This window comes from Brevibacillus thermoruber 423, from assembly GCF_000454065.1.
GTDB classification, from domain to species: Bacteria; Bacillota; Bacilli; order Brevibacillales; family Brevibacillaceae; genus Brevibacillus; species Brevibacillus thermoruber.
This window is the reverse complement of the sequence record NZ_KE695650.1, coordinates 495,301-514,236: the sequence shown is the minus strand read 5'-3', so window position 1 is coordinate 514,236 and position 18,936 is coordinate 495,301. Positions and strand designations below refer to the sequence as shown.

16 protein-coding genes are annotated in these 18,936 nt (G+C 62.2%); 3 read left to right on the top strand and 13 right to left on the bottom strand.

Features of this window, described 5'->3' with window-relative positions; translation table 11 throughout:
- Window positions 1-176: 176 nt before the first annotated feature.
- From M516_RS0110735 to M516_RS0110705, 7 genes are all read right to left on the bottom strand, one after another.
- Entirely contained in the window at window positions 177-587 is a 411-nt protein-coding gene (locus M516_RS0110735) for a DUF3054 domain-containing protein (RefSeq protein ID WP_029099129.1), read from the bottom strand.
- Window positions 588-667: 80 nt separating this feature from the next.
- Complete coding sequence (locus M516_RS0110730; protein ID WP_029099128.1) at window positions 668-1,258, bottom strand: GNAT family N-acetyltransferase; 591 nt, start codon at window positions 1,256-1,258, stop codon at window positions 668-670.
- Window positions 1,259-1,390: 132 nt separating this feature from the next.
- Window positions 1,391-2,917, bottom strand: a complete 1,527-nt coding sequence (locus M516_RS0110725; RefSeq protein ID WP_029099127.1) for a tripartite tricarboxylate transporter permease — start codon at window positions 2,915-2,917, stop codon at window positions 1,391-1,393.
- 12 nt (window positions 2,918-2,929) lie between these two features.
- Window positions 2,930-3,388, bottom strand: coding sequence for a tripartite tricarboxylate transporter TctB family protein (locus M516_RS0110720; protein WP_029099126.1), 459 nt, complete (start codon window positions 3,386-3,388; stop codon window positions 2,930-2,932).
- 63 nt (window positions 3,389-3,451) lie between these two features.
- A complete protein-coding gene (locus tag M516_RS0110715; protein WP_029099125.1) occupies window positions 3,452-4,486 on the bottom strand; it encodes a tripartite tricarboxylate transporter substrate binding protein in 1,035 nt (344 codons plus the stop codon).
- A gap of 166 nt (window positions 4,487-4,652) precedes the next feature.
- Window positions 4,653-5,339 carry a response regulator gene (locus M516_RS0110710; RefSeq protein WP_029099124.1) on the bottom strand — a complete coding sequence of 229 codons (687 nt, stop codon included), beginning with the start codon at window positions 5,337-5,339 and terminating at the stop codon, window positions 4,653-4,655.
- On the bottom strand, window positions 5,326-6,945 hold the full coding sequence (locus M516_RS0110705) for an ATP-binding protein (RefSeq protein WP_035289438.1): 1,620 nt from the start codon (window positions 6,943-6,945) through the stop codon (window positions 5,326-5,328). The genes M516_RS0110710 and M516_RS0110705 overlap by 14 nt, the downstream gene beginning before the upstream one ends.
- Before the next feature lie 114 nt (window positions 6,946-7,059).
- Between M516_RS0110705 and M516_RS0110700 the strand changes: the two genes are divergently transcribed.
- Window positions 7,060-8,820 carry a menaquinone biosynthesis decarboxylase gene (locus tag M516_RS0110700; protein ID WP_029099122.1) on the top strand — a complete coding sequence of 587 codons (1,761 nt, stop codon included), beginning with the start codon at window positions 7,060-7,062 and terminating at the stop codon, window positions 8,818-8,820.
- Window positions 8,821-8,994: 174 nt separating this feature from the next.
- Window positions 8,995-10,485, top strand: a complete 1,491-nt coding sequence (locus tag M516_RS0110695) for an NCS1 family nucleobase:cation symporter-1 (RefSeq protein ID WP_029099121.1) — start codon at window positions 8,995-8,997, stop codon at window positions 10,483-10,485.
- A gap of 62 nt (window positions 10,486-10,547) precedes the next feature.
- Here M516_RS0110695 and M516_RS0110690 read toward each other — a convergent pair whose 3' ends face one another.
- The 6 genes from M516_RS0110690 to M516_RS0110665 all read right to left on the bottom strand — a co-directional run bounded on the left by M516_RS0110690 (window position 10,548) and on the right by M516_RS0110665 (window position 18,196).
- Entirely contained in the window at window positions 10,548-12,272 is a 1,725-nt protein-coding gene (locus M516_RS0110690; protein ID WP_238550961.1) for a methyl-accepting chemotaxis protein, read from the bottom strand.
- Window positions 12,273-12,412: 140 nt separating this feature from the next.
- Complete coding sequence (locus M516_RS0110685) at window positions 12,413-12,931, bottom strand: hypothetical protein (RefSeq protein ID WP_029099119.1); 519 nt, start codon at window positions 12,929-12,931, stop codon at window positions 12,413-12,415.
- Window positions 12,932-13,122: 191 nt separating this feature from the next.
- On the bottom strand, window positions 13,123-14,013 hold the full coding sequence (locus M516_RS0110680; RefSeq protein ID WP_029099118.1) for a nitrilase-related carbon-nitrogen hydrolase: 891 nt from the start codon (window positions 14,011-14,013) through the stop codon (window positions 13,123-13,125).
- 19 nt (window positions 14,014-14,032) lie between these two features.
- Window positions 14,033-15,418, bottom strand: coding sequence for a dihydropyrimidinase (hydA, locus tag M516_RS0110675; RefSeq protein ID WP_029099117.1), 1,386 nt, complete (start codon window positions 15,416-15,418; stop codon window positions 14,033-14,035).
- 96 nt (window positions 15,419-15,514) lie between these two features.
- A complete protein-coding gene (gene preA, locus M516_RS0110670) occupies window positions 15,515-16,801 on the bottom strand; it encodes an NAD-dependent dihydropyrimidine dehydrogenase subunit PreA (protein WP_029099116.1) in 1,287 nt (428 codons plus the stop codon).
- A 27-nt stretch (window positions 16,802-16,828) separates the two neighbouring features.
- Window positions 16,829-18,196 carry an NAD(P)-dependent oxidoreductase gene (locus M516_RS0110665; protein ID WP_029099115.1) on the bottom strand — a complete coding sequence of 456 codons (1,368 nt, stop codon included), beginning with the start codon at window positions 18,194-18,196 and terminating at the stop codon, window positions 16,829-16,831.
- A gap of 192 nt (window positions 18,197-18,388) precedes the next feature.
- Between M516_RS0110665 and M516_RS23285 the strand changes: the two genes are divergently transcribed.
- The gene (locus tag M516_RS23285) at window positions 18,389-18,931 is read left to right on the top strand and encodes a hypothetical protein (protein WP_051188185.1); all 543 of its coding nucleotides are present in this window, start codon (window positions 18,389-18,391) and stop codon (window positions 18,929-18,931) included.
- The last annotated feature ends 5 nt before the right edge of the window (window positions 18,932-18,936 follow it).

Genomic DNA, 18,936 nt, shown 5'->3' with positions numbered 1-18,936 from the left:
CTCCTACTTGTTCCGATCGTTGTGTTGGGACTGCCGCAGGTTGGTGTTCTGATCGTGCTCATCCAGCGTCTTCCCGCGATTCTTCCCGAGATCCTTGCTGTTGTTGTTCTTGCCCATGCGCCCACCTCCCCTGGATTGTCGTCACTGGCTAGCGTCTCCAGAGGTCCGGGCTTTTATCAGCGCGGCGCGGTCCGGCGGCGAATCAGCGCGTGAACGATCCCAAAGGGGATGCGCCAGCCGAGGAGGAAAACGAGCATGATCCCATACGCGACCGCCGCGAACATCAGGGTGATGGGTGTGCCCAGCCACAGCGCGCGGATGATGAGGCCGAGTGGCGCTGCCACCGTCCACGCCGCCACGGTGATCAGGATCAGTCTTCCCGGCCGCTCGTACGCTTTGGGGCTGTAGAGCCTCAGCAGCAGCGCGGCGGCCAGCCAGCCGAGCAAAAACGGAGCAGCCGTTTCCAGAATGCCCGGGGCGTCGGCAGGCAGCCCGTGGGCCCGTTTGCCATAGTAGGTAAAGAGCAGAAAGGCGGCCAGATCGCCGGCAAACAGCACGTATCCGGCCGAAGCGTGTATCCGTTTCATGGTAACCCTCATTCCCGTTGCAGTGTCGCACACGCTTATTGTACACACCTTTACGGGACGGCCACAATCGGGATGGCCCGTTATTCACCAAACAGCAACATTTGCAGGTTCTTCTTCACCGCCGGCCACTCCCTGTCGAGGATGCTAAAGTAGACGGAATCGCGGATGTACCCGTCTCGGACAATCATGTGATTGCGCAGCACGCCTTCGCGGACGCCGCCGATGCGCTGGATCGCCCGCTGCGAGTTGAGGTTGCGGGCGTCCGTCTTCAACTGGACGCGGATGCAGCCCAGGGTTTCAAAGCAGTGGCGCAGGAGCAGCCACTTGCACTCCGTATTGACCGGCGTCTTCCATACGGACGGCGTCAGCCAGGTAAAGCCGATCTCCAGCCCCCGGTCCTTGCGGGAGATGTTGAGAAAGCGGGTACTTCCGATCACGTTTTCATCCCGGCGATCCACGATCGCAAACGGCAGCTCGGTTCCCGCCTCCTGCGCCAGCAGCGCCTGGTTCACAAATTGTTCCGCGTCGGCCGGCTGCCGGAACACAACCGACATGTACGTCCAAATCTGCTCGTATCGTCCCGCTTCCCACAAGCCGTCCACATGATGGCGGCCGAGCGGTTCCAGCCGTACCCGCTCCCCTTCCAGCGTGACAGGATCAATCTCCAGCATGACTGCAGCACTCCTCCTTCAACTGTTCTGCTCGCTGCAGCAAACAGAACAGATCTGCGGAATTTTTCCAAGGATAGAGTGCCAGGGGCCGCCTGTCAAGCTGTTTTTGCCAACAGGGGGAAACGGCGCGAGTTACGCTTCTTCGTTGACGACTACCTGACGGCCGCGCAGCTTCAGCAGCATCGGCACGACCAGCCACAACAGCGCGCAGGCGAGAAAGACGGCGGAAAGCGGCTTTTGCAGGAAAATCAGATAGTCGCCGTTGGATGTCGTGAGGGCGCGCCGCATGTTGTTTTCGATCATCGGCCCCAGCACCAGGCCCAGCACCAATGGCGCAAGCGGGAAATCGTTTTTCGCCAGTACGTACCCCGCCACCCCGCAGGCGATCAGCAGCATCAGGTCAAACGTGCTGACCTGCACCGCGTAGACGCCGAACACGGAAATCGCGATGATCAGCGGGATCAGGTACTGCGGGGGCGTCTCGATTATTTTGGCAAAGACTTTGACCAGCGGCATGTTGAGCACCAGCAGCATCACGTTGCCGATGAACATGCTGGCGATCAGCCCCCAGGCCACCTGCGGGTGATCGGAAAAGAGCAGCGGACCGGGCTGGACGTTGTACATCAGGAGCGCTCCCATGAGGATCGCCGTCGTCCCGGAGCCGGGAATCCCCAACGTCAACAGCGGAATCATCGCTCCGCCGGACGCCGCGTTGTTGGCCGACTCCGGAGCGGCCACGCCTTCGATCGCCCCTTTGCCGAACCGTTCCGGCTGTCTGCTCACCTTTTTCTCCACGATGTAGGAAAAAAACGACGCCAGCGTCGCGCCCGCGCCCGGCAGGATGCCGATGAAAAAGCCCAACAGGGACCCCCGCGCGATCGGGGCGGCACTCTGTTTCAAATCGGCTTTGGTCGGCAGGATGCGGTCCACCTTGATCATCTCGGCTTCCGTTCCGTCCGACTCGAGAATGGTCTTGAACACTTCGCCGAGCGCGAACAGCCCGACGGCAATCGTCAGGAATTCCAACCCCTGGTACAGGTCGGGGATGTCGTAGGTAAACCGCGCCACGCCGGACACGTTGTCGATTCCGATCGTCGCCAGCAACAGGCCGAAGACGGTCATGATCAGCGCCTTGGTCATCGACTTCCCGCCCAGGCCGCTGACGGCGCACAGCCCCAGAATCATCAGCGAAAAGTATTCGGCCGGGCCGAACGTGAGGGCCACTTCGGACAGCGGCTGCGCCAAAAACACCAGTGCCACCAGCGCCACCAGCCCGGCGACGAACGAGCCGATCGCCGCAATCGCCAGGGCCGCTCCCGCGCGTCCCTGCCTTGCCATCTGATAGCCGTCCAGCGTCGTGACGACGGAGGACGACTCGCCGGGCGTATTGAGCAGGATCGACGTCGTGGAACCGCCGTACATCGCGCCGTAGTAGACTCCAGCCAGGAGAATCAGCGCACTCGCCGCGGCCTGGTCGGGAGTGAGCCCGTTGGTCAGCGACGCGGTGACCGGCAGCAGCAGCGCCACCCCGCTCATCGGGCCGATGCCGGGCAGCACCCCGACCGCCGTCCCGATCAGCACACCGACAAAGGCGTAGACGAGATTGTGCCACTGCAGGGCGATGGTGAAGCCGTCCGCCAGATACTGCAAAGCCTCCATGCGTCTCCCTCCCTACAAGCCAAGCCAGGACGGAAATCCTGGCAGCGTCCCTTTCAAGATGTGCACGTAGACGGCGTAGACCCCGACGGAAAAGGCGAGCGCGACGGCGGCCGACTTCCACCAACTAGCGCTGCCCATCAGCCGGAACCCGGCCAGCAAAAAGAGAAACGTGCCGATGACGTATCCGATCTCTTCAAGGAACCAGGCATACAAAACGGTGGCCAAAAGCATCAGCAAAAAGCGCTTGTGCCGGAGCGGAACGGCGGACGGGACCGCCCCCCGGTAGCGGAACGTCTCCCAAAACAGGCGAAGACCGAGCAGGATCAGAAGGATGCCCAGCCCCATCGGAAAGAGGTTGGGCCCCACTTCGCTGCCGTAGGCGCTGGTGGAAATGCTGCGGCTTTCCACGACAAACAGCGCCCCGATCAAGGCAAAGAGGATGCTGCTCGCGCGGTCAAATGTCTTGTTCATGGTTACCTCCTCGCGATGAATGACAAACGGAAGACCACAGGAAGGAAAGGGGGCCCCTCTCCCTTACTTCGACATGCCCAGAGAGGTCAGCAGCTCCTTGACCAACTTGTCCTGCGCTTCGAGGAAAGCCGTAAAGCTGGCGGAATCCCGGTATTCGCTCTCCCAGCCGTTGGCGGCCAGCTCTTTTTTCCACGCTTCGCTCTCGGACAGCTCCTTCAATTTGGCATCCCAATAGGCCTTGGCGTCAGCCGGCATCTGGGCCGGCCCAAAGACGCCGCGCCAGATGTTAAATTCCGCGTCAATCCCCTGCTCTTTCAACGTCGGCACGTCCTTCAGATCACCGCCCAGCCGTTCCGGGGACGTGACGCCCAGCACGCGGATTTTGCCCGCTTTCAGGTACTCGCCCACGCTGGATGCGTCTGTCGCGATCATGTCCGCGTTGCCGCCGAGCAGCGCCGCCATCGCTTCGCCGCCGCCGTCGTAGGAGACGTATTTGACCGCTTTCGGATCGATGCCGTATTTGGCTGCCGGCAAAACGGCGATCAGGTGGTCCATCGAGCCGGGGGCCGAGCCGCCCGCCACCGTGACGGCAGACGGGTTTTCCTTGATGGCCGCAAGCAAGCTCTTCACGTCCTGATACGGCGAGTCCGCCTTGACCACGAGGGCGCCGTAGTCCTTGGTCAGCTGCGCCAGCGGCGTGACGTCGCGGAAGCCGAACGGGCTGTTGCCCTCCTTTTTGTTGTGGTTGATCAAGATCGGCGGCGAGCTGACAAACAGCCGGTATGCGTTCCCTTTTTCCTTGCTGACGTATTCGGCGAGGAACACCACACCGCCGCCGCCCGGCTTGTTTTCCACCGTGATCGCCTGACTGACCAGCCTGCTCTCGCCCAGCACCTTGGCGACGGAGCGGGCGGTCTTGTCCCAGCCCCCTCCCGCGCCGGACGGAGCGACGACGATGATCGGCTTGTCCGGATAGCCGGAACCGGCCGAGCCCCCCTGCCCGGAGGCGGAGCTTCCTGTGCCGTTCCCCCCGCCGCACGCGGCGAGCGCCAGGCTCATCACCACGGACAGCGCGATCAGACCCATTCGTTTTTTCATACCGCAGCCCCCTTGTCTAACGTTTTTTGTAAGCGCATTCAACCTGAGATAAACGTAGCACGCCGGGAGGTGGCTGAACAGTTTTTGTTCATAAGAAAGATTTTGAATATTACGTCCATATTGTTCATAATGTGCACCGCTTGTTTCCCGCATCCGGGAAGACTTCTCACAGCAGCCTGTATTTTCGCTCCGGCCGTCCCACTGTGCCGTACACCAGATCGGCCTGCGCCTTTCCTTCCGCCACCAGGTATTCCAGGTAGCGCCGCGCCGTGGTGCGGCTGGTGCCGATCTCCCTGCCCACCTCTTCGGCGGAGAGGCCCGACCTGTCCGCCCGTTTGATGGCGCTGACCACCTTGTCCAGCGTGAGCGCGTCGATTCCCTTGGGGATGAGCGAATCGCGCGGCTTCGCTGTCGCAAGCTGCCGGGTCAGCATCCGGTCGATCTCCTCCTGGTCCACTTCGCCCGCTTCCCGGGTGCGCCAGAAGTGCTCCCGGTAGCTCTCCAGCCGCTCACGGAAGCGTTCAAACACCAGCGGTTTGACGATGTAGTCGTACACCCCGCCGCGCAGGGCGTGCTGCACCATCTCGATTTCCTTGGCGGCGGTGATCATGATGATGTCCACGTCGCGGTGCTGCTGCCGCATCTGCCAGACCAGCTCGGTCCCCAGCGTGTCCGGCAGATAGACGTCCAAGAGGACCAGGTGCGGCTTGGCACTGGCGATCAGCTCCTTGGCCTCCTCCCCGCTGGTCGCGGTGGCGATGACGCGAAATCCCGCGATCTTTTCCACAAACCGCCGATTAATGTCGATGATGCGAATGTCATCTTCCACGATCAATACCTCAACCGGCTTCATGTGTTCCCCTCCGTTCTTTTGCCAGCGACACCGTAAACAGCGCGCCGCCCCACTCGCTTTTTCCGACCAGGATATACCCGCCCATCTCCTCGACGATGCCTTTCACCTTGGCCAGCCCGATGCCGCGCCGCTCGCCCGGTTTGGTCGAAAAGCCGTGTTCAAAAATCTTCTCGCGAATCGAGTCGTCCACGCCCGGTCCGGAGTCTTCCACTTCAAACAAAATCTCGCTGCCGGCGTCCGACAGATAGCATTCCACCACGTTGGGTCCGGATCTGCTCTCCCCGACCGCTTCCAAGGCGTTTTGAATCAGGTTGCCCAGCATCACGACCACCTGCTGCCGATTGACGTCGGCTGGCAGTTCCTTCAACCGGCTGTCGCGATTGACGGAAAACTGAATCTTCAGTTCCTTGGCCCGATTGTGCATGCCCAAAAGCAGCGCCCCGATCAGCGGGTCGGGCACCTGCTTGGCGAGGAACAGGACCAGTTCCTGCTCCGCCGAAGTCTCACTCGTGATCAGCTCGATGGCCTCCTGAATCGATCCCAACTGCAGCAGGCCGGAGATCGTATACAGAAGATTGTGAAATTCGTGCGTCTGCGCCCGCAGCACGTCCGCATACCGCCGCGCCTGGGACAGTTCGGACGCCAACTGGTCAATCTCGGATCTGGGGCGGAAGCTGCTGACGACGCCGACCACCCTGCCCATCCACTTGATCGGTACGCGGTTGACGAGGATCTCTTTTCCGGCAATCGTGCTCTCCCGGTCCAATTGATGCTCCCCGGACTCCAACACCTCCGGCATCCGGCTGTCCGGCAGCAGCTCCAGGATCGGCCTGTCCCGCAGCTCCTCGTCCGGGAGGCCCAGGATCTGGATCGCCGCCTTGTTGGCCATCGTCACCCTGCCGTGGCGGTTGATGGCGATGATCCCCTCGCGGACCGATTCCAGCACGGCATTTCGCTCCATGTACAAGGAGGCGATCTCCTCCGGTTCCAGGCCGAGGATGGCCCGCTTGAAGTACCGGCTCAGCCAGATCGCACCGGCCGTGCCGAAGAGAACGCCGAGGGCGAGGATCAGTAGCACCTTCCGCTGATAGCTGTCGATCGCCGCTTCGATATCCTCCAGCAGAAAGCCGACCGAGACGATCCCGATCACGTCTCCCGCGTCGTTATGGATCGGCACTTTTCCCCGCAGGGACGGTCCCAAGCTGCCCACGGCTTTGGAAACGTAAGACTGGCCGTGCAGCAGCGCGGGTTCGTTGTCGCCGCCCACCATTTCCCTGCCGATGCGGTCCGGCAGCGGATGGGCGACGCGTATCCCTTTCCGGTCGCCCACCACGACGAACTCGGCGTCCGTCTGGATGCGCACATTCTCGGCGATCGGCTGGATGATCTGCGTGGGATGGCCGGTGGCAAATGCACCGCGTACCTGCGGCAGATGGGCCATGATCTTGGCCACGCTCAGGGCGCGTTTTCCCACCTGGTCTTCGATCGATGCGGCAATCATCGAAGAAAACACCGCGCCCATCGCCCCGATAATGACGATGATGACAAGCGTCATCAGCAAAATCATCCGCGTTTGCAGCGTCAGGCGAAATCGTGCCGACATCATGGTTGGTTCACCTCCCGTTCATCTTACCATCTCCCGCAGGAAAAAAGGTAGATTCGCCAGCGCCGTTCGTGTACAGTAGAGAGGGAATTGAAGGGGATGTGGAGGTTACGACAGATGCACGCAAACCTGCGTTCGTTTATGGAACAACTGCGGCGCTCCGGCCAGTTGGTGGAAATCGACGCGCCGGTTGACCCGTATTTGGAATTGGCGGAAATTCACCGCCGCGTAATCGAAGACGGAGGACCTGCTCTTCTGTTTACCAATGTAAAAGGCAAGTCGTTTCCCGTCGTCACCAACCTGTTCGGGACCGTGGAGCGGGTCGACATGGCGTTTGGCCCCAAGCCGGAGTCGATCATCCGGGAGCTGGTGCACGGCCTGGACAAGCTCCTGCCGCCCAGGCTGTCGGGATTGTGGGAGCTGCGTTCGCCGCTCATGGGGATCATGCGCACCGGGACCAGGACGGTGCCGCAATCGAAGGCACCGGTCATGGAACTGTCCACGACCGACGTGGACATGACCCAACTGCCGGCGCTCACAAGCTGGCATCTGGACGGCGGTCCGTTCGTCACCCTGCCGCTCGTCTACACGGAGCACCCCGAGACGAAAGAACACAACCTGGGCATGTACCGCATCCAAATCTACGACAAAAACACGACCGGCATGCACTGGCAGATTCACAAAGGCGGCGGTTTCCACTACCACGAGGCGGAAAAACGGAACCAGCCGCTCCCCGTGACGCTCACGATCGGCGGACCGCCGGCGCTGATCATCTCGGCCATCGCGCCGCTGCCGGAGATGGTGCCGGAACTGGTATTCGCCTCCCTGCTGATGGGTGACAAGCTGAAGCTGGCCGAGGTCCCCAACCATCCGCACCGGATCGTGGCGGAAGCGGAATTCGTCTTTGCCGGGGAAGTCCCGCCGCACGTGCGCCGGCCGGAAGGACCGTTCGGCGACCATTTTGGCTACTACTCCTGGACGCACGACTTTCCCGTCTTCCACGTGAAGCAGATGTGGCGGCGCAAAGACGCGATTTACCCGGCCACGGTCGTCGGCAAGCCGCGGCAGGAGGACTTCTTCATCGGCGAGTACCTGCAGCGGCTGCTGTCCCCGCTCTTCCCGATCGTCATGCCCGGCGTCAAGGCGCTGTGGACATACGGCGAGACCGGTTTCCACGCGTTGGCCGGCGCGATCGTCAGGGAGAGCTACTACAAGGAAGCGATGGCCCACGCCTTCCGCATCCTGGGCGAAGGACAGTTGACCCTGACCAAGTTTTTGATGGTGACGGACGTTCCGTGCGACTTGAGCAACTTCAAGCACTTTTTGGAAATCGTCCTCGCCCGCTTCCAGCCGGAGCGCGACCTGTTGATTGTCAACGACACGTCCAACGATACGCTCGACTACACGGGGCGCAAGTTCAACCACGGCTCCAAGGGGGTCATGCTCGGCATCGGCGATCCGGTGCGCGACCTGCCGCGCGAGTACCGCGGCGAAGGCATCCCCGGCATTGCCAAGATCGAATCGTTCTGCCCGGGCTGCCTGGTCATTTCCGGCCCCGGTTTTGAAGAGCGGCCGGAACTGGGCGAAGAGCTGCTGCCCTACGCAAACGAGCATCTGCGCGACTGGCCGATGATCTGCATCGTGGACGACGCGTCCATCGCCGAGAGCCAGAGCCGCTTCCTCTGGACCGTCTTTACCCGCTTCGACCCGGCGCACGATCTGTACGCCCGTTCGACGATTGTCCGCAACAAGATCCGTTACGAGGGACCGCTCGTCGTCGACGCCCGGATGAAGCCGTTCTATCCCGATGAGGTGGAGACCCGTCCCGACATCGCCGCTTTGGTGGACCGCCGCTGGAAGGAATATTTCCCCAAGTAATCGACTGCGTTCGACAGCAACAGCCGAGCCCGGAACAGCGCGTTCCGGGCTTTCCTTCTGCCCGAAAATTCTGTAATTAGCAGCCGGACGGCCCAATATAATGTAGCATCCCGCGCCCGAGACAACCGTTTGGCTTGTCCGCGCGCGGCATTCTTTACAAAAGGAGGGATTGCGATGAAGACACAGGTTGAGTCGGACGGCATCGTCACGTTGACGAAAGATGGCGAAAAACAGATCCGGAACAGTCCGCTGTACAACGACGGCCTCCGTCCCACGAACCGGGAGGAACACAACTGGACCACCTACAACTTCGCCAGTCTCTGGATCGGCATGGCGATCTGTCTGCCCACCTATGCGATGGCAGCCGGACTCATCTCGCTCGGCATGAACTGGTGGCAGGCCATTCTGACGATCATTCTCGGCAACTGTATCGTCCTCATTCCCATTTTGCTCAACTCCCACGCCGGAACGAAATTCGGCATACCGTACCCGGTCTACGCCCGGCTCTGGTTCGGCTCCAAAGGGGCTCACATCCCCGCCGTGGCCCGCGGGCTGATCGGCGCGGGATGGTTCGGCATCAACTGCTGGTTCGGCGGGACCGCCATCGACACACTGCTGCAGTCGTTGGGCGGCTGGGGCAGCATTCCCGGCCACACCTGGATCGCCTTTTTCGGCTTCTGGGCGCTGAACGTCTGGATCTCCTACCGCGGGCCGGAAGCGATCAGGCGGATGGAGTTCTGGGCCGCGCCCACGCTGATCATCATGGGCCTGGCGCTGCTCGTCTGGGCGGTCACCAAGGCGGGCGGCTGGGGACCGATGCTCTCCGCTCCGTCCAAACTCACCACCACCGCCGATTTCCTGAAGGTGTTTTTCCCCGCCTTGACGGGCGCCATCGCCTTCTGGTCGACCATGGCGCTGAACATCCCGGACTTCTGCCGCTACGCCAAGAGCCAGAAAGCCCAGGTGATCGGACAGTCCGTCGCCCTGCCAACCACCATGGGCGGCTTTTCGTTCATCGGGGTGGCCGTCGCCTCCGCCACAGTGGTCATCTACGGGGAAGCCATCTGGGACCCGGCGGCGGTGCTCGCCAAATTCTCCCCGCTGGCGATCTTTTTGGGAACGCTGGGGATTATTTTGGCGACGCTGACGACAAACGTGGCGGCCAACGTCGTGGCACCGGCCCGCGCCGTGGAAAATCTGGCGCCCCGCCGGATGTCGTTTGGCGCTGGGGCGATCATCACCGGAGTCGTCGCCCTTCTGATGCAGCCGTGGTACATCCTGGAGAACTTCGGCAACTACATCTTCCTCTGGCTGGGGACGTACGGCGCCCTGCTCGGTCCCATCGACGGGATCGCCATCGCCGATTACTGGCTGGTGCGCAAACGGCGCATCCATCTGACCGAACTGTACCGGCCGGACGGCATGTATTCGTACAAGAGCGGCTACAACATGCGGGCCATCTGGGCCATGCTGATCGGCATCGCCGTGCCGTTTGTCTGCAAGCAGATCCCCGGCCTGACCATTGTCTGGGACAACGCCTGGACCTGTGGGCTGTTGATCTCCCTCGTCGTCTACACCTGGTTGATGAAGGACAACCCGAGCCTGATGAGCGCGGCGGACTACGAGAACATCACCGCCCGAAGCGCCGGACAGCGAGCTTCCTGAGCGGGGCCCGCGAAAAAAGACTGGCAGAACCAAGCGTTCTGCCAGTCTTTCGCTTTTTTCGATCACATGCGGAAACGGCTGATCGTCTGCTGCAACTGATGGGACAGACGGTTCAGATTTTCGCTCGAACGGGCGATTTCCTGCATGGAGGCGAGCTGCTCCTCGGAGTTGGCCGCCGCGCCCTGGGTGTGGACGGCCGCTTCCTGCGCCAGACGGTTCATTTCGTCCATGGACGAGGCGACCTGCTGGATACCGGCCGTCATCTGCTCGGTTGCCGCCGAGACCTCCTGAATCTGCTCGGCGACCGCCTGCGCCGCGCTGACGATGCGCTGAAACGCCAGGCCCGCTTCCCGGACCGCCACGCTGCCCGCCTCGGTCTCCGCCGTCCCCTGGTTCATCGCGGCCATCACCTGGCCGGTCTCAAGCTGAATATCCCCGATGAGGCGGGCGATCTCCTGCGCCGACTCCTCGGACTGCTCCGCCAGCTTGCGCACCTCGTCGGCGACGACGGCGAATCCTCTGCCTTGTTCGCCCGCCCGCGCCGCTTCGATCGCCGCGTTCAGGGCAAGCAGATTGGTCTGCGACGCGATGCCGGTGATCACCTGGACGATTTCGCCGATCGCTTCCGAGCGAACCCCCAGCAGCGTCACCATCTCGGCGGCGCGATTCACCGCCTCTTGAACGGCGGACATCTGTTCCACAGCCTTGATGATGTATTCGTTGCCCTGTTCCGCTTCCTGCGCCGCCCGCACCGAAGACTCGGAGACGGTGCCGGCGGTCGTGGCGATCCGCTGGATGGCGGTCCCCAATTCCTCCATGACCCGCACGCTCTCCGCCGTCCGCTGCGTCTGCACCTCGGAGCCGGTCGCGATTTCCTGGATGGCGGCGGCCGCCTGTTCGGCCGCCTTGGCCGTCTGATCGGCGCTGGACGTCAGCTGCTCGGACGAAGCCGCCACCTGCTCGCCCGCCAGCTTCACTTCGCCGATCAGCGAGCGAAGCTGGACGACCAGCTTGTTGAAGGCCTGTCCCAGCGTTCCCACCTCGTCCTTGCCGTCGAAGTCGACCGGCTGCACGGTCAAATCGCCCCCGGCCAGCTCATCCAGTTTGGACGCCACTTTCTTCAGTGGATCGGCGATCATCCGGGCGATCACGTACCCGATGGACAGCGCCAGCACGAGGGCCGCCCCGATGGTGATGATCAGCGTCATCTCCGCCGCCCGGGCATCCAGCGCATTTTGGAGGTGAATGTCTTCGGCCGTCTGCGAGTTGTAATCCGCCCACGACTTCAATTCCTGGTTGATGCCGTCCAGCGTGGCTTCCGTCGCGCGAAAATAGTTGTACGCCTCGTCCCGGTTGCCTTCTTCAATCAACTGGATGACCCGTGTGCGGTCGCTCTGGTACTTTTCGTTCAGGTCCTTCAGCGTCTGGACAAACGCAGTTTCCCGCTCGTCCAGACTGCTTTGTTCCAACTGCGTCAGAAGCTGGTTGGAATCCCCGATGCGCGTCTCGATCTGCTGTTTGATCTCGGTCAGCTTCGTGGGACTGGTCTCCAGCATCATCTTGTACACGTTGGCTTCAATCGCCCGGGTTTGGGCGCGCAAATCATTGATCCACTTGATCGGCAGCAGTTGATCCTGATACATCGCTCCCATCCGTATTTCCGCTTTCTTCAGGTGCCAGTACCCGGTTCCCCCGACGATCAACAGAAACGTGACCATCAGCATGACCAGATTGAACAGTTTTGTCCGTGTGCTCAGATTGCGAAGCAGCTTCATGTGTTTGGCCATCCCCTTTTACCCTGGTAGAATTGTACGAATGATGTGAAAAAATGCGCCAGAAGTCCTGCCGAAGAAGACGGTCCTTCTGAAAAAATGTCGGTTGTTGTCTAATTCTACCAAAAGAAGATGGACAAGTCGATACTTTTGGACTATTCTGGTATGTCAAACACCGTCAAGAGCGAGATGCGGCCGATCTGCTCTTGCGGCTTGTAACAGACAAAATAGGTCAGCTCCCGGCTGATGCGGTAGCGGATCCCGGTAAAGCCCCGATCCAGCAGATAGGCCCGGATCTCGTCGCCGGTCCACTCCAGCCACTCTTCATGACTTTTCGCTGCCGACAGACGCGTCAACTGCTCCGGCGTATGCCGCCGGCGCAGGGCGTCCGCCCGCAGCTCGTTCTCCCCGTACCGCTCGTCCAGCGCCGCCAGTCCGTCCAGCTCCAATTCCTGGGCGAGGACGGCGGCCTGATCCCAGGTGGTTTCCGCGTGACAGATCGCGTACTGTGCGGCAATCTTCGGGTTGCTGACCAGGTAGACGCCGGATCCGAACACCGCTTTCGCGCTGGCGCCGTTGACAAACCTGCGCCGTTCCTCCCGTTCGTAACGCTGTGCCGCCACCACGCGCAGCGCTTCCTTGTACTCCCCCCCGCGATAGACAATCTGCTTCATGCCCGCCTCTCCTTACCTGTTCGATCATGATGACGCCACCGGCAGAAGGAAACACCCTACCCGGCGCGTCTGACGCGATTCGTCCGGCGAAGTCTTGCGCTTGGCCGGACGTAAGGCCGACGGAGCCGGGCAGGGCGTACAGCCTGCCTGGCGGCGCCTGCAGCGCCGCCCTGCCGTCCGTTTTGTCCGCATTACGGAAGCAGCTTTACCATGTCCTCGTACGTCTCCGGTCTTCGGTCGCGATAAAACTGCCAGGTGTTGCGCACTTGGTGAATCACGTCTTTGTCCATCTCGGCGATGACCACTTCGTCCTGGTCGCGGCTGCCGATGGCGACAAATTGGCCGCGCGGATCGACGAGGTAGGACTGTCCGTAAAACTCGCCCATGTTCCACGGCGCCTCCACCCCCACCCGGTTGATCGCCGCCACGTAGTATCCGTTGGCGACGGCGTGGGCGGGCTGTTCCAGCTTCCAGAGATACTCGGAGAGGCCGGCCACCGTCGCCGACGGGTTGAAGACGATCTCCGCGCCGTTTAAGCCGAGCAGCCGCGCCCCTTCGGGAAAATGGCGGTCGTAGCAGATGTAGACGCCCACCTTGGCAAACGCCGTGTCAAACACCGGGTATCCCAGGTTGCCCGGTTTAAAGTAGTACTTTTCCCAGAACCCGCAGCCGTTGCCGCCCGCTGCCACGTGCGGGATGTGCTGCTTGCGGTATTTGCCGAGGTACGTCCCGTCCGCGTCGATCACCGCCGCCGTGTTGTAGTAGGTCCCGATGCCCACCTGTTCGTACACGGGCAGAATGATCACCGCCCCCAGCTCGCGTGCCAGCGACCGGAAGAGCTGCGTCGTCGGGCCGTCCGGCACTTCTTCGGCCGCCTCGTACCACTTGGTGTTTTGTTCGGCGCAGAAATACGGGCCGTAGAAGATTTCCTGCAGGCAGATGATCCGGGCTCCCTTTGCCGCCGCTTCGCGGACCATCCGCACGTGTTTTTCAATCGCCTTTTCCTTGTGGACGTGCACCGGTTCGTCCCCGTGCACGTCGTTTTTCGCCTGGATCAGACCGATCGTCACCTTGTTTCCCATGCCGTCTTCCCCCTTCCCGTTACGGCCGTTCAAACGCGGCGCGCTTGATGAACTGCCCTGCGCCCGCCAGGCCGACAAACTGCTTGTTTCGGACGACAAACGCTCCCCGCGACAGGACGGAGACGACCTCGCCGTATACCTCCATGCCTTCAAACGGGTTGTAATCGACGTTCATGTGGTGGGTCTGCGCGGAGAGCGTCCGTTTGACGCGCGGGTCGAAGATGACGACGTCCGCATCGGAGCCCACCGCGATGGTGCCTTTTCTCGGAAACATCCCGAACAGTTTGGCCGCCTTCGTCGAGCAGACGTCGACGAACTGGTTCAGGCTGATCCGCCCCTGACGGACGCCCTCGGAATAGAGGATGGCCAAACGATCCTCGATCAGCGGTCCGCCGTTGGGAATTCGGGTAAAGTCGTCTTTGCCCAGCTCTTTTTGGCCGAAAAAGTTGAACGCGCAGTGGTCCGAGCCAACCGTCTGCAGAATGCCGTTTTTCAGCGCGTTCCACAGCACGTCCTGGTTCCACTTTTCGCGCAGCGGCGGCGACCAGACGTATTTGGCCCCTTCAAAGTCGGGCTTCTCAAGGGCGGTGATGTCGAGCGCGAGATACTGCGGGCAGGTCTCGCCGTAGACGTTGAGTCCACGTTCCCGCGCTTCCGCGATCCGCTGCACGGCCGCCGCGCAGGAGACGTGGACGACGTACAGTTGGGCATCGGCCAAGGCGGTCAGCGCGATGGCCCGCCCGGTCGCTTCCCCTTCCGCTTCCGGCGGCCTGGTCAGGGCGTGGTAGATGGGGGCGGTATTCCCCTCCGCCAGCGCCTTCTTCGTCAGGTAGTCCAGCACGTCCCCGTTCTCCGCGTGCACCTGCACCAGCGCCCCCAGCTCCCTGGCGCGCACGAGCGTCTTGAACAGCGTCTCGTCGTCCGCCTGAAACACGTTTTTATAGGCCATAAACACTTTCAGCGAGGTGATGCCCTCGGTCGAAACCACGCTCTCCAGTTCATCCAGCACCTGGTCGTTCGCCTCGGCGATCATCAGGTGAAACCCGTAGTCGATGACGGCCTTGCCGCGCGCTTTTTCGTGCCAGGTGGCGATGGCCGAGCGAAGCGTCTCCCCTTTTTTCGTCAGGCAGAAGTCGATGATGCTGGTCGTGCCCCCGAACGCGGCCGCCTTGGTGCCGGTAAAAAAGTCGTCCGCCGTCACGGTCCCGCCGAACGGCATGTCGAGATGCGTGTGCGGATCGATCCCCCCCGGCAGGACATAACAGCCGGCGGCGTCAATTTCCTCCGCGCCGTCTGCTCGCAGTTCACTGCCGATGGCCGTGATCCGTTCCCCTTCAATCAAGACGTCCGCCCGGTAGGTGTCGGCGGCTGTCACCACGGTGCCGCCGCGAATCACTTTTTTCATGCGCGCTTCCTCCCTTTCCCGCTCCATTGGCGTATGGGCACGAACGGCCCGTGCCCTCGTCAGTACAAGCTATGCGAAACGGCCTCCCCACATGACTTACTCGCAGCCGGTGCCGCAGTTCCCTTGGGCGGCCAGAGCGGCCTGCCGCTGGTTCCAGGTAAGCGGCGGCTGTCCCGTCGGCACCTCCACCATTTCGATCGTCCCCTCCACCGGACAGACGATCGAACAGAGGTTGCAGCCGACGCAGTCCTCCTCCCTGACGACCAGCCGCTCCCTGCCGGACGCTTCGTCCCGGACGATGTCGATGCACTGGTGGGAGGTGTCCTCGCAGGCGATGTGGCACTTGTTGCAGTTGATGCACGTCTCTTCGTGGATGCGGGCGACCACTTTGTAGTTGAGGTTGAGATTGCCCCAGTCGGAGTAGGTGTGGACCGCTTTGCCGACGATGTCCATGACCGACTTGATGCCGCGCTGGTCGAGGTAGTTGTTCAGTCCGTCGATCATGTCCTCGACGATGCGGAATCCATGGTGCATCGCCGCCGTGCACACCTGTACGCCCGTCGCCCCCATCAGCAGAAACTCGACGGCGTCGCGCCAGGTGGAGATTCCGCCGATGCCGGAGATCGGGACGCCCACCTTCGGATCGCGGGCGCACTCCGCCACCATGTTGAGGGCGATCGGCTTCACGGCCGGCCCGCAGTATCCGCCGTGCGCGCCTTTGCCGTCCACGTGCGGGATCGGCAGCCACCTGTCCAGATCGACGCCGATCAGGCTGTTGATCGTGTTGATCATGCTGACGGCGTCCGCTCCGCCTGCCACCGCCGCCCGGGCGGTAAAGCGGATGTCGGTGATATTGGGCGTCAGCTTGACGATGACGGGGGTCTGCGCCACTTCCTTTACCCATTCCACCTGCTGGATGATCAGGTCGGGGTGCTGGCCGACCGCCGAGCCCATGCCCCGCTCCGCCATCCCGTGCGGACAGCCGAAGTTCAGCTCCAGTCCGTCCACGCCGACGGCCTCCACCTTTTTCACGATCTCGTGCCAGGCCTCCCGCTTGTGCTCCACCATCAGCGACGCGATCAGCGCGTGTTTGGGAAACTTCTTTTTCGTCTCCTCGATCTCTTTCAGATTCACGTCGAGCGGACGATCCGTAATCAGCTCGATGTTGTTGAAGCCGATCACCCGCTGTCCGCCGACGTGCAGGCCGGCAAACCGGGAGGTGACGTTGACGATCGGCTCGCCCAACGTCTTCCACACCGCTCCGCCCCAGCCCGCTTCAAACGCCCGCTGGACCTGGTAGCCGGAGTTGGTCGGCGGCGCCGATGCCAGCCAAAACGGATTGGGGGATGAAATGCCCGCCAGGTTGATGCTGAGATCTGCCATGGTACTTCGCCTCCTTTTCTCCCTGCTTCACACCGGCTGCGCCTGTCCGCTCAGCGCGGCGTGGATGGCGTACGCGGCCCGCTTGCCGTGATTGGCGGCATCGACCACCATCGCATCCGTCCTGCCGCCTCCGAAGATCACGTCTCCGGCGGCGTACACGCGCGGATCGGACGTGCGGTAGGTGCCTTCCTCCACCTGGACGATCCCGTTCCGGTGCGCCAGCCCGAACGCTTCGATCAGCGGCAGGTGACGCTCCTGACCGATCGCCTTGACCACGTAGTCCGTCCGGATGACGAACTGGCTGCCGGGAACCGGCACGGGCCGCTTCCGCCCCTTTTCGTCCGGCTCGCCCAGCTCCATTCGCATCAGCTCCAGCCCGGTCACCCGGCCGTTTTCGCCCAGAATGCGGGTGGGGGCCACCAGCCAGCGGAATTCCACGCCCTCCTGCTTGGCGAACTCGTATTCAAACGGGTAACAGGTCATCTCCTGCTCCGTCCGCCGGTAGAGAATCCGGACGTTCGCGGCGCCCAGCCGCTTCGAACAGGTGGCCGCGTCGATCGCCGTGTTGCCCGCGCCGATCACCACCACGTTTTTGCCGATCATCGCGTCCGTGAGCGGCCTGGTTTTCGTCTCCTCCACCAGGGAGATGGCGTCCAGCACGCCGTCCAGATCCTCCCCTTCGATGTGGAGCGGGGGGACCGCTCCCATGCCGACGGCGAGCAGGACCGAATCAAACTGCCGCAGGAGCTCCTCGGGCTGTACGTCCACGCCCACCCGGGTGTTGGTGACGAACGTCACGCCCATGGCCGCGATCTGTTCCGCCTCCCAGAGCGCAATCTCCTGGGGGAGCCGAAACGAGACGATGCCGTAGGTGTTGAGGCCGCCCGCTTTTGCCTTCGCCTCGAAAACGGTTACCTCATAACCCAACCGAGCCAGTTCCCGGGCCGCCGACAGCCCTGCCGGCCCCGCGCCGACAACGGCCACCCGCTTGCCGTTTTTCTCTCCGGCCCGAAACAGCACCGCCCCGTTTTTGATCGCCCAGTCAGTGGCGTGACGCTGCAGGAGACCGATCATGATCGGACGGGACGCGTGATTCAACACACAGGCGCCCTCGCACAGCTCTTCGGTGGGACAGACGCGGGCGCAGCTCGCGCCCACCGGATTGGCTTCCATGATCGTTCGGGCCGATCCGTACAGATTACCGGTCGCGATCTTTTTGATAAAGGACGGAATGTCGATCGAGGTGGGACAGGCCTTGATACAGGGGGCGTCGTAGCAGTACAGGCAGCGGTTGGCTTCGTCGACGGCTTCTTTCGGCTTCAGCGCCGGGACCACTTCCCGGAAACGGTGTTCCAGCCCCGCTCGCGCAGCCGCTGGTTCGCGATGGACGCTCATCTTCCAACAACCTCCTCACACGTTTTCCAACTGGCAGGTGCCTGCTATTAATCAATGTATAGAACAGCGGTTTTATGATGGTTTCATCGCGGTTTCCGGTAGCTTGCCACTGAAATCAAATCAACCCGGATGGCATGAATGGTTTCACCGGCGAATACGCTGTTACCAAAACGGGGAAAGGAGGCAGCGGGCATGAAGGATTACGACCTGCTGATCGCCCAGCTCCGCCGCCAGATCGAAGAGGCGACCGAACGCTTGCAGCAGGTGGAGGCGGAGCGGGCCGCCTACGAAGAACAGCGCCGCCGACGCAGCGCGTACCTGTCCTCGCGGGAAATCCTCGATCTGCTGGCCGCCCGGCACGGACGGACGGGCAGCATGGCGTCGATCAAACGCTGGGCGGATGAAGGACACCTCGGTGCCGTCATCGACGAGCGGGAAGCCTTCCCCCTGCTCACCGGGAAGCAGGGCAACAAGCGGTTTCTCTACCCGCGGCAGGACGTATTCCGCTTTTTGTACCAAAAGGGGCTGTTAACCCCGGCGTACGACGTGCTGGACCGCGTCCGGATCACGCGGGGAACGCGGCAGGAATGGGCGGTGGTCATCTCGGCGGAACTGGCTGTCGATTGTTTTCGCTATCACGTACAGGTGGAAGGCAGCGGCGAAGTGGTGGTCGGGATCCCGGAAACGGAGCTGCACCCGCCGGAACGTCCCGCGGCCCCCCTGCCCGTCCCGTAAGGAGG